Source organism: Thermatribacter velox, from assembly GCF_038396615.1.
GTDB lineage: Bacteria > Atribacterota > Atribacteria > Atribacterales > Thermatribacteraceae > Thermatribacter > Thermatribacter velox.
Map to the genome: position 1 here is coordinate 1710226 of NZ_CP121689.1, position 13623 is coordinate 1723848.

A 13623-nucleotide genomic window follows, 5' to 3' on the forward strand; every position below is an offset into this window, starting at 1 on the left:
TCGAACAAGGTAATACTCAATCGTCCCTTACCCCCACCAAAGCAAGATTCGAACTTTTCAAAAAATCCGACCCAGAAAAAACAAAAGCTCTCAGAGACTTTACTCTCTGAGAGCTTCTTTGCTTTTTTCGTACCCCTGGGCCTCAGAAACACCGTTGCCTCTGTGGCAACACGAAAACCAGCTGGCTTTTTTATTATACGGTTTGACCAGATTGTGTGTCAACGCTGGTATCAGAACCCGCCTGATGCAAGGGGAACAAGGAGTAATCCATACAATTCTCAAAGAATGGTGAAAAACTTGAAGAAGCTTTAATACGCTCTGGCAATGAACCTCCCCGTGGAAGTTTTCAGGGAGCAAGTAGCTCTCTGGAGCTTTCTCCGAATTTGATATAATAAACAAAATTAGAGCGCGTGTGTGTAACGTGATGTAAGCTGTTTGCCGGAGTGCGGCACAACCGGAAACCCTCGAATTCAGTAACTAAAGGGAATTCAGTAATCAAGTGGAGTAATCCGGAAGAATTGGGAATTTGAAGGAGTTTCAGCATGAACCCCAGAGAACTTCTGCAGGAAAAGCGTGAGGAAATCCTGCGCATCTGTGCCAGACATGGAGCCCGGAAAGTGCGGGTCTTTGGCTCAGTAGCTCGGAACGAAGCAGATGAGAAAAGTGACATCGATCTGATTGTAGAATTCGAACCAGGTCGCAGTCTCCTGGACCACGCTGCGCTCTGGCTCGAGCTTCAGGAGCTTCTCGGCTGCAAAGTGGACGTGGTTAGCGAGCGTGGCATCAAGCCCAGAATTCGGGAGCGCATCCTTCGTGAAGCAGTGCCGTTATGAGAAACCCCAAAGAACACCTGCTTGATATCCTCGATGCTATCATTAAGATTGAGCGTTACGCGGCACGTGGGCGGGAAGCATTTGAACGAGATGAGCTAATTCAGGTTTGGATTCTCCACCATCTTCAGATTATTGGAGAAGCTGTAGCTCAACTGGGTAGGGATTTCTGCAAAGCTCATACTCAGGTGCCCTAGGCAGAAATCATAGCCATGCGTAACATCCTTGTTCACGAATATTTTGGCATAGACTTAGAAGAGATCTGGCAAACAATAGAGCGCAATTTGCCTGTATTGCGGCAGGAAATAGAAATACTTTTAAGAAAATTAGAGGAACAGGACCGCAGCGGGTGAGAAAACAGCATCGTCTTACCATTCACCAAAGAAGTACCTTCTCCATGCAGAACACCAAAATACGGATATTTATTCCTCAATCCTCACCAGGAACATCCAGGGCCAGTTTTTCCCGGTCAGGTAAAAGTTCCCGCTCTCCGGATCAAAAGCAATTCCGTTCATAACTTCGGCTTCACTGCCCAGTTCCTGGCGCAGAAGAGAACAGTCCAGCCAGCCCACCACTGCCCCACTTTGGGGGTCCACCACCACGACCAGGTCCTCATACCACAGGTTGGCATAAATTTTTCCCTCTGCATACTCAAGCTCGTTGATCCTGTCCACTTCCCGCCCTCCTGCAGTCACCGTGACTTCCCTCACTAAAGAAAAGTCCTCGGGCCTGAAAAAACGCAAGGTTGAGGAACCATCACTGGCAATGAAACGCTCACCGTCAAAGGCAAGCCCCCACCCTTCAAAAGGGTAAGGAAGCGTCTTTACAGGCTGCAAAGTATCCAGGTCCCAGAAAAGGACGAGATGCTCCCGCCAGGTGAGCTGCACAAGCTCACTGCCCCGAAGAGCGAGCCCTTCCCCGAAAAGCTCTCTGCTTAGTGAAACCTGCTTCAGTACCCTGCCTGTCTCCGGCGATACCCGACGTAGGCTCGATTTACCGTACAGTCCGGTGCTTTCATAAAGCAGGCCGTCGGCAAAAAGAAGACCCTGAGTGAAGGCTGAGGGGTCATGGGGGGAAACGCGCCAGGACTTCATACTGCAAGCGGGGAATACCGCTTTTTGCAAGATATTCAGAAAGCTCTCCCGCCAGAAGCCTGGATGGCGAAAAAAGGGAAAGCACCAGAAAACCTGCCAAAAAGAAAACCTGCAAAAGCTCATGGTACCTTGTTGACAAATGTTTACTCTCCACCACTTTCGTGCTATCATTCTCCCAAAAGGAGGGTTAATATATATGATCAAAGAGTTCTTCTTCGCAATCATTGTATCCCTTCTAATGCTTTTTTGCATCCCGAGTTTTGCCTGGGCTTCCCTGGCTCAGGAGTTGCCCCCAAACGCAAAAAAACTCACCGTCTACCAGGGAATAAACTTGGCCTGGATGGAAGAGCTTTTCACGCTACACCTTCAAGCTGGTGAAAATCGGCTGCTGCTCAACCAGGAAGCCATGGAAAAAGGAAGGGTTGTCATTTATCCCCTGCAAAAGGGGCTTCAAGTGAAGCGGTTGGAAGCAAGGGAAAATCACCACCAGCTGCTCCTTGAAGCAGAAAACGAGGGCGATTATCAGCTGCTTGCCGGCTTTTTTGTTCGAGGTCTTTCCTGGGAAGAGTCCTACCTGGGGGTTTTGAACGAAGAAGAGAAAACCCTATACCTTATCCCTACAGTGCACATTGACCAAAAAAGCGACCGCGAATTTGAACAGGTAACCCTGCAGTGGCTCCTGGGAAAACCGGCTATTGAAGTACCCCTCCCCCGGGCACTTGCCAGAGAAAAAGCAATGACCTTCGCTGCCGAAGAAGTACCGGCTCACACACCGATGGAAATCACTGTCCAGCAGGTATCCGAGTATCAGCTATTTGCGCTTTCCGGGAAGGTAGACCTTCCTGCACGCAGCACCAACACCTTCTTTAAAGAGGTGCGGGCTTTCCCCTTCCAGGAAAAATACCGGTTCTCAGACGAGGAACTCTTCCGGGTGATAACCTTCAAAAACACCGCTGACCCTCTTCCCCCTGGTAATCTCCTCACCTGGGACAAAAAAGGCAATTGGTGCCAAAGCATCGCTTTCCCCGGTGCTCGCAAAAACCAGGAAGTGGAACTTGTTTTCGAGGGAGCGCAAATCCAGGCAAAGCGCCGGGAAGTTGCCTATCGCAGGTTAGAAGTACGCTTCAACGATTACCGGGAAGTGGTGGGGTTTATTGCCCAAAAAGAAGTAGTTTTTGAGCTTGAAAATCCCACCAGTACCACTGCAACAGTTGAAATCGAAGAGCACTTACCCCTGGAAGTCGCAACCCTTCCCGAAGACTGGACTTTCAAAGACGGTGCTGCTTGGAAAACAGTCATCCTCTCCCCTGGAGAGAAAAAAGAAATCACTCTCACTTACCAGTTTGAGGAGGAAGTCTGATGCATGCCCTCTTTCTGCTCATTTTGCTTATCCTGCTGGTCGTTGCTCTGGGAAGCACTTCTGCTCCGGCCCAGCAGTTGCTTCTTGAACGGAGTGGTGAAAGAACACTCTTTGTTTTTCCCGATGGTCAGGTGTTGAGCGAAGAGTGTTTTGCGGTGAACCTGCGCCCCGGCGACAACCGGTTTACCTGGCAAAAACCGGAAGGCGTGAATCCCCAGGAAATTTACATCACTGCAGACGGTGCAGCACTCACCAGCATCACCTATCCTGAAAATTCTACACTGGCTGTTTTATTGATAAACTCTGAAAAAGAAAAGAAAGCAACCATAAAAACCCTTTACCCTGTACAGGACCTCGAAGCAGAGTTTCTGTACCAGGTGGTGTGGGAAAAAGGTGCCGAAAACCCGCATCTTTACCTTTACCTCCTGCTCTCTGGAAGCCGGACTCCAGCCACAGGAGAAGTTGTCCTTCGGGTCCTGGACCAGAGCTACCCCCTGCATATTGAGCAGGGAGTATCCCCGCAACTCCTCCTTGCAGAAGCAACGATAGAAGGTGAACGGGGCATTCGCTACCTGAGCGGGCAAGCCCAGGCTTTGCATTTCTGGAAGCTGCAACTGCCCCGCAACCTGCAGGTCAAAGGCAAGGTGGAGTGCTTCGAGAAAAACGGAGACAATCTGACTTTTCTGGGAGAAGGACGTCTCAGCAGCCAGGAAGCTTCGCCAGAACTTCTCCTGGGAAGCGTAGAAAGCGTGGTGGTTGAAGAAACTCTGACTCTGCGCGAGAAAAGCAACCGCTTTTACTCAGAATCCGGCGAAGAAGTGCTCTACGATACTACTGAAGAGAAGGTCTACCGGGTCGAAAATCGGGGAGAAGAAAAAGCCAAAATCCAGATATACCAGGAAGTGCATCCCAGCTCCCGCGTGGTCTCAGCGACTCATCCAGTAACCGTCGAAGAGGCAGGGCTTCTTTCCATCACTCTGGAGCTTGAAGCCCAGCAAAAAAGAGAAGTGAAGCTTAAGATTCAAGGCGAAAAGCTCACCTGGGGATGGGCCTTCAAGTCCTGACCTTCTCCAAAAAGGCCCAAGCACCTAAAAAAACCAGAGGAATGTTTCTCATGAAAGCGCATCATTTTTTTGGCAATCTGGAGCACATGCTCACCGAGCGTATAAGCAGGCCAGCGCGTGTGATGCGTCTGGTTTTCGTTTTGAGCTTTCTCCCTGCTTATACCATCTGGGTTCTGCGAGATGGTCTATCCTGGGTTGACGCCCTGCCGCTTCCTGCAGCACTCTCTTTCGCAATCGCGCAACTCCTGGGCCGGAGGAAGAGGTCCTTCTTCAACCCTCTTTCTGTATGGAGCGGTTGTGCCTTGGTAATTTTGACTATTATTGCAACTGGCAGGGAAAACAGTCCTTTCCTATTTCTCTTCTTTTTGCCCATTTTGAGTTACGGTCTGGAAAAAGACTATCTGTGCGCAAAACGAGCATTTCTTGTGAACAGTGCTTCTTACCTTTTGCTGATTGTTTTATCTTTCTTGAGGGGCAACCTATTCAGCTTGAGCTATCTAATTGGTACCCTCATTTCTGGATACGCCATGATGAAAGCCCTCGACCACAACCTGGGCTTTCTGGAATGGCAGATTCGCATCCTGAGCAAACAAGCTTTTCGGGACTCGCTCACCGGGCTCTTGAACCGGGCCGCTCTGCAACAGATGGCTTCCGAGTTCATAACCAGAAAAATGCCTTTCGTGCTGCTTCTTGCTGACCTTGACGGCTTCAAGCGCTACAACGACCGCAAAGGACATCTGGCAGGGGATATGCTGCTTCGGGAAGTTGCCCGGGTGCTTCAGGACTCCTTCCGCTCCCAGGACCTCATTTTCCGCTACGGCGGAGATGAATTTTTAGTCCTTATCCCCGAAGGAGATCCTGCTCTTGCAGAGGAGCTTGCCCAGCGGCTCAAAAGAAATTTGCAGTTGGCCCTGGAAGGCGAGGTGGGGATTTCCTGCGGCTTTTCGCTTTTTCCTCAAGAAGCCAAAACCTTGAAACACTTGCTCCAAATTGCCGATGAGCGCCTTTACGAAGAAAAAGCTCGGGTTTCCCCCGAACACCGAAGACTCGTCGAGGATGACTCCCTCCCAAAAGAGCACTGAGCATCCTGCTCTCTTTCCCTTGCTCAAAAGGAAAGGTTTTGTGATAATAAACCCGTGGAAAAGATAGAAAAGAGCTTTGACCAGCGCAAGATACTGAAACAGGCCCTAATAGGCGTCGGCGGAAGTTTAATCAGCCTTCTCTGCATCGTCATTTACCTTTTCCTGCATGAAGGTGAAATCTCCTTCTCAGTTGCCCACCCTGAAAACCTCTTCCTGGCAGCAGGTGTTCTGGTTCTGGCTTGGCTTTTCGATGCCCTGCGGGTTATGCTGAGTGCCCGCATCTGGCAGAAAAAGCTGCGCTTGCGGGACTGCCTGACCACGGTGCTCTCTGGGTATTTTTTGAGCGGAATCACTCCCGCCAACACTGGAGGGCAGGTAGCCGAAATTTATCTGCTCACCAGGTCCGGCCTCTCCCTGAGCGAGGCCACCGGTTTGACCGTGGTCGGGGGAGCGCTTTACTCTTTCACCTTAGTGGTCCTTTTCTTCCTCTCTTCGCTCCTCTTTCAGCTCTCCATTCCCTCCCGCATTTTCGAAATTACTTCCCGTCTGTTTCTTCTTTACGCAGTTCTTTTGGGTGTACTTTCCGTTTTCCTGAAATACCCTCATCTTCTTTTTCGGGTCTCCCACAAAGCGCTCGCTTTTCTCGCCCGTTTTGTACCCCGCCTGAAGGGCCTGGTCGAGGTCGCTCCACCTTTTTTGGAGCGCTTTTTCCTTGAGTTACGTGAAAAACTGCTCCTTTTTCTGCGCAAACCCCAATATTTAGCCCTGAATATCTCCATGTACAGTCTCCATTTTTTCTGTCTTCTGGGAACCACGTATTTCCTGATTCAGGCCATCTCAGAAAGCAATCTCTCTTTAAGCGCCACCGTGCGCCTGCAGCTTCCGCTTTTTTTTATGCTGCGCTTCACACCCATCCCGGGAGCAAGCGGTATCGCTGAGCTTTCCTTCGCATCGCTTTTTAGAGCGCTCCTGGCTGGAAAAAATCTGGGCATTCTGGTTTTTCTGTGGCGTCTGTACACGTATTACCTGGCTCTTGCCGCAGGGAGTGTGGCTTTTTTCCGCACTCTTTCCCGTTGAAGAGAGAGGATTCTCCCCTCCGGCTACCACAACCAAATATTAAATAAACAACACCAAACCCAACTTGGAAAGCAAAGTATAGGAATTAGCGCTTATTAGTGCTCCAGCTGCTCTTTCAAAATGTGTTGCAATGTCTTTTTGAAAAGTTAAAAAATTTTCTTGATTTTTTAGTATTATTAAATTAAAATTCCTTTAAGCTGAAAATAACCCCAAAGCGAGTGAGGCGAAAAAACCTTGCTTGAAAAATACCGTCATGTGGGCAAGCGCATTCAGAGAGAACGCCTCAATTACGGCCTCAGCCTCAGTGAGGTCGCCGAAGCTACCGGCCTCTCTACCTCTTTCCTGAGCTTGCTTGAAAACGGGAAAGTGGTACCTTCGCTCAAGGCGCTCGACAAATTGTGCACCTTTTTCTCCATCCACATGGCTACCCTGTTTGAAGAAGAAGACAACGAACAGGAAGTCCTCTTTTTCCCTCGAGAGAAACAGATTGAGGTCTCCATGAAAGGCGAACGGGAACTACGCTTCCTCCTTCCCAAAAGAAAGGCTCTGGAACCAGTCCTGATAACTCTGTATCCCCAGTCCACAAACCAGGAATTTACCGTTCACAAAGGTATTGAATTCGGCTACGTCCTGGAGGGGACGATTGAAGTACATCTTAAAGGACGCGATCCTATCATTTGCAAAAAGGGCGATTCTGTGCTTTATCGTGCCGACCTCCCCCACCGCCTACTCAACCCCACCCAGGAAGTAGCCCGTGGCATCTGGATTGGCCTGCGAGAAAACAACTCCTTGTAAACATAAAGAAAGGGGTGATGCGGTGTCAATGAGTGTGCAAATCCAAAACCATCTTGGAAGTAGAGGGGGTCAACTATGAAAAAAATACTCAATGTTCCCCAGAATGCGGTGCCCGAGATGCTTGCTGGAATGGTGAAGGCTCACTCAGGGCTCATAACCCTTTTATCGGGAACCCAAGCTGTGGTCAGAAAAGATGCACCAGTCAAAGGCAAGGTAGCCATCATAAGTGGAGGAGGAAGCGGTCACGAACCAGCTCACGCTGGATACGTGGGGCGAGGCATGCTGGACGCAGCCCTTGCCGGAGCAGTGTTTGCCGCCCCACCACTTGATGATGCTTTAGCCGCACTCAAACATTGTGCAACCGAACAGGGAGTGCTTTTTATAATTAAAAACTACACCGGAGACCGCTTGCTTTTCGATATGCTTTCTGAAGAGGCAGAAGACATGGGAATACCAACACGGAGCGTGGTGGTAGCTGATGATGTGGCCATAGCCGAGAGAGAAGGAACTCCAGGGCGCCGGGGAGTTGCAGGAACTGTGCTGATTCATAAAATTGCTGGGGCCCGGGCTGACCTGGGAGGGAGTTTAGAGGAAGTTTATCAGGTGGCGCAAAAAGCCGCTTCCTGGGTGCGCAGTATGGGAGTAGCTTTAAGCCCTTGCACGCTTCCAGGAAGCACGCAGCCCAGTTTCACCCTGGATGAAGACCAAATTGAAATCGGTATCGGAATCCATGGAGAAGCAGGTGTGCGGAGAGAGAAACTGCAACCTGCCAGAGAGCTAACTCAAAAGCTGCTTGAAAAAATACTGGTTGACCTTCCTTACCAGGCTGGTGATGAAGTAGCAGTCCTTGTAAATGGCATGGGAAGCACCCCTTTAATGGAGCTCTACATCGTTTTCAACGAAGTAGAAACCTTTCTGCACTCAAAAGGGATTACCATCTACAAAGCTCTGGTGGGTGAGTACATGACTTCTCTTGACATGGCCGGGTTCTCAATTACCTTGCTTAAGCTGGACGCAGAGCTCAAAGAACTCCTGGATCATCCTTGCCTTACCCCTTGCTGGGTACAGAGTTAGCGCAAGGAGGGAGAGGTATGAACTGCGGGAAAGCAAACCTGATGTCGATCCTTCAGGGAATGGTCCAAACCATTGCCGAAAATGAACAGCACCTTAACCAGCTGGATAGTGTCATCGGTGATGCCGAACACGGCTCCAACCTGAAACAGGCCTTTGAAAAAGCTTTGTGCAAAGTCGAAACGCTAAACGTAGAGCAACCTGAAGAGCTGCTCACCGAGTTTGGAAAAGCGGTCGCAGGTTCCGGATGTGGCTCGGGACCACTTTTTATAGGACTGGCCATCAAAGCAGCAGGAAGGTATCTCCTTCAATCGGGGCTTCAAAACCCCTCCAGTATCAAAGAAGCCCTTAGAGCAGCTCTTGAAGCCGTCAAAGAAAAAGGAGGCGCCCAAGTTGGGGATAAAACCTTGGTTGATGCACTGGAACCAGCAGTACAGGCCTTTGAAAAAGCTCTGCAAAGTGGCCAATCCTTAGCGGAAGCCTTTGCCCAGGCAAGAGAAGCTGCCAGAGAGGGAATGCTAAGTACCAAAGACCTGGCTGGCAAGCGGGGAAGAGCTTCCTACCTTGGAGAAAGGGGGGTGGGATATCAGGATCCTGGAGCTACCTCAATTTACCTTTTGCTGGAAAGCGTATACCAAAGCCTAACCAGAAAGGAGAGTAACCCGTGATTAAAAGATTAATAATTTTAAGCCTGGTAGTAATTCTTTTCCTCTGGATATCACCGGCATCTCAAGCGGCGTCGGACACCATTAAAATAGGACTTTCCGCACCGATTACCGGCAACTATGCCGAATTTGGAGAAAACTTCAACTATGCAGTGCAGATGGCTGCAGACAAGATAAACGCTCAGGGAGGGATAAACGGCAAAAAAGTGGAAATTGTGGTCATGGACAGTAAAGGTGACCCCAGGGAGTCAGCACTCATCGCCCAGCGCTTCGTACAGGACCCCAACATCCTGGCGGTAATCGGTGACTTCACCAGCACTTGTTCTCTGGCCGCAGCGCCCATCTATGAGCGCTACGGAGTGGTACAGCTCTCCCCTACCGCTTCCCATCCTGACTTTGCACCTTCCGGGAAATATATGTTTGGCATTGTAGGCACCCAAGACGCCGAAGGCCCCTTTAATGCCAAATATATAGCCAAAGAGTACTTAGGGTTGAACTCAGTAGCCATCATCTACATTAACAATGACTGGGGAGTGGTTACCAAGGACCGCTTTGCAAAAGCAGCCCAGGAAAACGGCATCAAAGTGACCATCGAACAACCTTTCTTTGAAGGCGAGCGTGATTACAACGCCATTTTAACCAAAATTCGCCAGACCAACCCCGAGGGTTTGTTCATCGCCGCCATGTACAACGAGGCCTCCCTTATCTGCCAGCAGATTCGCAAAATGGGTTGGGACGTAAAGCTGCTTGCCCCAAGCTCGGTATTTTCCGACAGCCTGCTCAAGCTGGGAGGAGAAGCGGTGGAAGGTCTGGTAACTAACACCTTTTTTGCCCTCAACGACCCTGACCCCATGGTTCAGGAATTCATCCAGGAATTCCGTAAAAGAGCTGGTCGCGACCCTAACCTCCACGCAGCCTGTGCCTACGATGCTATGTTACTTCTGGCAGAAGCCATTAAAAAAGCAGGCTTTGACCGCAAGGCTATCAGAGATGTCCTGGCAGAAACCAAAGGATTCCAAGGAGTAACCGGTTCCATAACCTTCACCCCGGTGGGAGATGTGGTTAGAAAATACAAAATCATGGTGGTCGAAAACGGCCAGTGGGTGATTAAAAAAGACTATACCAGAGACTAAGCAGACCAAACTCAGGTGGGGATGTGCATCCCCACCTGGCTTCAACCCAAAACAAGGGGTGAAACGCAATGTTTTTTCTTCAGCAACTCCTGAACGGTATAGCCCAGGGCTCCATTTATGCCCTCATGGCTATCGGCTATTCTATAATCCTGGGTGTGGTGGGGCTGGTCAGTTTCGTCCACGGCGAAGTTATCATGATTGGAGCCTTTGCCGGCTTTTACGTTTTGACTTTCCTCTACAGTAACGTACTGGTTGCCCTCCTCGCTGGTTTTGTAGCCACCTGGGCGCTGGGAATGTTCATCGAGAAAATCTGTTACAAGCCTTTTCGCAACGCAGCACGAGAGGTGGCTCTCATTGCTACTATTGGTCTTTCCATCACCCTGCGTAGCTCTGCCCAGATTGTTTTTGGGACTCAACAAAAGTTCATGCCCGATATGTTCGGCAACCGTTTCTTCGCTGTCGGAGATATTCGCATCGCTTATACCCAGGTCTTTGTAATGCTGGTTGTGGTGGCGCTCTGCATTGCCTTGCGACAGCTCTTTTTCCGCACCCGGTTCGGCATAGCACTGCGGGCAGTAGCCATGGACAAAAAAGCAGCAGCACTACTGGGTGTCAACGTGAACCGAACCATACTTTTCGGCAACGCCCTGGCCTGCTCTCTGGGTGGAATATCTGGGGTGTTGCTCGGTATGTACTATAATGCGGTGCATCCTCTCATGGGAGCAACCATGGCTATGAAGGCCTTCACGTCTACGGTTTTCGGCGGGTTGACCAGTACTACCGGCGCAGCCATCGGCGGACTTCTTCTGGGCATCTTTGAAAACCTGGGTGTGGCTTTTCTTTCTTCCGGCTACCGCGACATCATCGCCTTTTTAATCCTGATTGTGGTGCTTTTGATTAAACCCTCAGGGCTTTTGGGCAGGAAGGGGGTTGAGCTCTGATGGCCACGAACCCCCGGATAATCCTGTTTGCGATTTTGGGTGTTTTCTTACTCTTGCTCCCCCTTTTGCTCAGCAACGACTACTTTATGCGAGTCGCCACGGTGATACTACTTTACGTGTTGCTTGCCAGCAGTCTTAACGTGATTAACGGTTACTCCGGGCAATTCAACATCGGACACGCTGCCTTTTACTGTATCGGTGCTTACACCGCAGCCATTCTTTCCACCCGATACGGCTTCAGCTTCTGGGTACTTTTGCCTCTGAGCGGGCTGGTATCAGCGCTTTTCAGTTGTCTTTTGGGAATACCAACCTTGCGCCTGCGGGGTATTTACTTTGCTATGACCACTCTGGGTTTTTCAGAAATTATTCGTCTATCCGTCCTCAACTGGACTTCTTTAACCCGCGGCCCAATGGGAATACCCGGTATTCCTTTCCCCAACCTTTTCGGTATGGAACTGCGCAGTAATGCCCACTTTTACTACGTCATCCTGGGCATAGTGGCTCTGATGCTTCTTGTGACCCAGCGAGTGCTCAACTCAAGAATTGGGCGGGCCTGGATTGCCATACGTGAGGACCAGGCAGCAGCAAGAGCCATGGGAGTGGAAGCTTTCAAGTACAAGCTGATTAATCTTATGCTTGGAGCCTTCTGGGCAGGAGTAGCTGGCTGTTTCTATGCCTTCTTTGCAAGCTACATAAGTGCCGATAGTTTTACTCTCGACGAAGGTTTCTCCATCTTGGCCATGGTGCTCGTGGGTGGCCAGGGAACACTACTTGGTCCGGTCATCGGCGCCACATTTCTCACCCTGCTTTCCGAATTTTTCCGGGGTATCGCCCAATACCGGCTGGTTATCTTTGGCATTGCCATTCTGCTCACCGTTTACCTGCGACCTCAGGGCATTGCTGGAAGCAGCATGCTGTTCCGCAGATATCGGGAAACCGAAGAAAGTGGAATAGAAGTTGAAATCGAGGAGGTGGAGCTTGATGCCACCCATACTTGAAACCCAAAAGGTCAGCCGCTACTTTGGAGGTCTGAAAGCCCTGGATGAAGTGAGCATTCAGATATTTCCAGGTGAAATCTATGGCATCATCGGGCCCAACGGAGCTGGAAAAACTACTCTATTCAACGTACTGACAGGAACCATCAGAGCAAGCAGCGGAGAAGTCTTTTTCAAAGGGAAAAAAATAAGCGGTCTTCCACCTGAGAAAATCGCCAGGATGGGTATGGCCAGGACTTTTCAAGGCATCAAGCTCTTCAAGTATATGACCGTGCTTGATAACGTTAAAATTGGTTTCCACACCCAAACCAGGACTTCCCTGTGGGATGCTATCTTCCATACCCGAACTTACAAAAAAGAAGAAGAAATGGTGGCTCAGAAAGGCCTGGACATCCTCAAAAGAGTGGAATTGGATAGCTACGCCTCCTACACTGCTTCCAGCCTACCCTACGGCATGCAGCGCAAGCTGGAGATTGCCAGAGCCTTGTCCCTGAACCCAGACATTTTACTACTCGATGAGCCAGCAGCGGGAATGAATCCTCGAGAAACCGAAGAACTGGTTGAATTCATAAAAAAACTCAATGCAGAAGGCTTAACCATTGTGGTCATCGAGCACGACATGAAACTGATTATGAACGTGTGCCACCGAATAGCGGTCTTGGACCACGGTGTCAAAATCTGTGAGGGATCACCTCAGGATGTGCAGTGTAACCAGAAAGTTATCGAAGCCTACCTTGGCCGGGGCAAAATTGGCAGCAAAAGAAGCAGCATCGCTGGAGAAGGGAGTGGTACACATGCTTAAGGTGGAAAACCTCCACGTTGCCTATGGGAGCATCAAAGCGCTCAAGGGTGTGAATCTGGAAGTCAAAGACCAGGAAATCGTGACCCTGATTGGAGCCAATGGGGCCGGGAAAAGCACGCTACTTCTCAGCATATCCAACCTGGTTAAAAAACAAAAAGGGAAAGTTCTTTTCCTTGATGAGGATATCACCCACGAGGAGCCAAGCGCAATAGTGCGCCGGGGCATTTGCCACGTACCCGAAGGAAGACACATATTTCCCTACCTCACTGTGGAGGAAAACCTCCTCATGGGAGATTTTGGGAATCCAGTCTCCAATCCCGCTCGCCGACGTGAAAACCTGGACCGGGTATATCAGCTTTTTCCCCGGCTCAAAGAAAGGCGTAAGCAGCAGGGCGGCACCCTGAGCGGCGGGGAACAGCAAATGCTGGCCATCGGCAGAGGGCTCATGCTGGAGCCTCGTCTGATGATGCTCGATGAGCCCTCCCTGGGTCTGGCTCCCATCATCGTGGAACAGATTTTTGAACTCATTCTGGACATTCGCAAAATGGGAACCACCGTGCTTTTAATAGAACAAAACGCCAACATGGCCCTCCAGATAGCCGATCGGGCCTATGTGCTGGAAACTGGAAGAGTAACACTCTCCGGGAGTGCCACTGAACTTCTAAACGACCCCAGGGTGGTACAGGTATACCTTGGCATCGGCTAATTTCAAAA

General features: G+C 50.1%; 15 protein-coding genes and 1 pseudogene. 14 read left to right on the top strand and 2 right to left on the bottom strand.

The window, feature by feature from the left end:
- Positions 1-542: 542 nt before the first annotated feature.
- Both QBE54_RS08455 and QBE54_RS08460 read left to right on the top strand, forming a co-directional pair.
- A complete protein-coding gene (locus tag QBE54_RS08455; protein WP_369017757.1) occupies positions 543-833 on the top strand; it encodes a nucleotidyltransferase family protein in 291 nt (96 codons plus the stop codon).
- Positions 830-1183, top strand: a pseudogene (locus QBE54_RS08460) (DUF86 domain-containing protein). Before QBE54_RS08455 ends, QBE54_RS08460 begins: the two are co-directional and overlap by 4 nt.
- 69 nt (positions 1184-1252) lie before the next feature.
- Here the strand turns inward: QBE54_RS08460 and QBE54_RS08465 are convergent.
- The gene (locus QBE54_RS08465; protein ID WP_369017758.1) at positions 1253-1924 is read right to left on the bottom strand and encodes a glutaminyl-peptide cyclotransferase; all 672 of its coding nucleotides are present in this window, start codon (positions 1922-1924) and stop codon (positions 1253-1255) included.
- A complete protein-coding gene (locus QBE54_RS08470; RefSeq protein WP_369017759.1) occupies positions 1896-2063 on the bottom strand; it encodes a hypothetical protein in 168 nt (55 codons plus the stop codon). The genes QBE54_RS08465 and QBE54_RS08470 overlap by 29 nt, the downstream gene beginning before the upstream one ends.
- A 57-nt stretch (positions 2064-2120) precedes the next feature.
- Here QBE54_RS08470 and QBE54_RS08475 point away from each other — a divergent pair, with 57 nt between their 5' ends.
- From QBE54_RS08475 to QBE54_RS08530, 12 genes are all read left to right on the top strand, one after another.
- Entirely contained in the window at positions 2121-3284 is a 1164-nt protein-coding gene (locus tag QBE54_RS08475) for a hypothetical protein (protein ID WP_369017760.1), read from the top strand.
- On the top strand, positions 3284-4348 hold the full coding sequence (locus tag QBE54_RS08480) for a hypothetical protein (protein ID WP_369017761.1): 1065 nt from the start codon (positions 3284-3286) through the stop codon (positions 4346-4348). Before QBE54_RS08475 ends, QBE54_RS08480 begins: the two co-directional genes overlap by 1 nt.
- A gap of 50 nt (positions 4349-4398) precedes the next feature.
- The gene (locus tag QBE54_RS08485) at positions 4399-5430 is read left to right on the top strand and encodes a GGDEF domain-containing protein (RefSeq protein WP_369017762.1); all 1032 of its coding nucleotides are present in this window, start codon (positions 4399-4401) and stop codon (positions 5428-5430) included.
- 54 nt (positions 5431-5484) lie between these two features.
- A complete protein-coding gene (locus QBE54_RS08490) occupies positions 5485-6507 on the top strand; it encodes a YbhN family protein (protein WP_369017763.1) in 1023 nt (340 codons plus the stop codon).
- A 234-nt stretch (positions 6508-6741) separates the two neighbouring features.
- Entirely contained in the window at positions 6742-7302 is a 561-nt protein-coding gene (locus tag QBE54_RS08495; RefSeq protein ID WP_369017764.1) for a cupin domain-containing protein, read from the top strand.
- 75 nt (positions 7303-7377) lie between these two features.
- Positions 7378-8376, top strand: a complete 999-nt coding sequence (gene dhaK, locus QBE54_RS08500; RefSeq protein WP_369017765.1) for a dihydroxyacetone kinase subunit DhaK — start codon at positions 7378-7380, stop codon at positions 8374-8376.
- Positions 8377-8393: 17 nt separating this feature from the next.
- A complete protein-coding gene (gene dhaL / locus QBE54_RS08505) occupies positions 8394-9041 on the top strand; it encodes a dihydroxyacetone kinase subunit DhaL (protein ID WP_369017766.1) in 648 nt (215 codons plus the stop codon).
- Positions 9038-10171, top strand: a complete 1134-nt coding sequence (locus tag QBE54_RS08510; protein ID WP_369017767.1) for an ABC transporter substrate-binding protein — start codon at positions 9038-9040, stop codon at positions 10169-10171. Before dhaL ends, QBE54_RS08510 begins: the two co-directional genes overlap by 4 nt.
- A 68-nt stretch (positions 10172-10239) precedes the next feature.
- On the top strand, positions 10240-11112 hold the full coding sequence (locus QBE54_RS08515; protein ID WP_369017768.1) for a branched-chain amino acid ABC transporter permease: 873 nt from the start codon (positions 10240-10242) through the stop codon (positions 11110-11112).
- Positions 11112-12110, top strand: a complete 999-nt coding sequence (locus QBE54_RS08520) for a branched-chain amino acid ABC transporter permease (protein ID WP_369017769.1) — start codon at positions 11112-11114, stop codon at positions 12108-12110. Before QBE54_RS08515 ends, QBE54_RS08520 begins: the two co-directional genes overlap by 1 nt.
- On the top strand, positions 12094-12909 hold the full coding sequence (locus QBE54_RS08525; RefSeq protein WP_369017770.1) for an ABC transporter ATP-binding protein: 816 nt from the start codon (positions 12094-12096) through the stop codon (positions 12907-12909). Before QBE54_RS08520 ends, QBE54_RS08525 begins: the two co-directional genes overlap by 17 nt.
- Positions 12902-13615 (top strand): ABC transporter ATP-binding protein, encoded by a 714-nt coding sequence (locus QBE54_RS08530; RefSeq protein WP_369017771.1) that lies wholly within the window; start codon positions 12902-12904, stop codon positions 13613-13615. The genes QBE54_RS08525 and QBE54_RS08530 overlap by 8 nt, the downstream gene beginning before the upstream one ends.
- Positions 13616-13623: the final 8 nt, after the last annotated feature.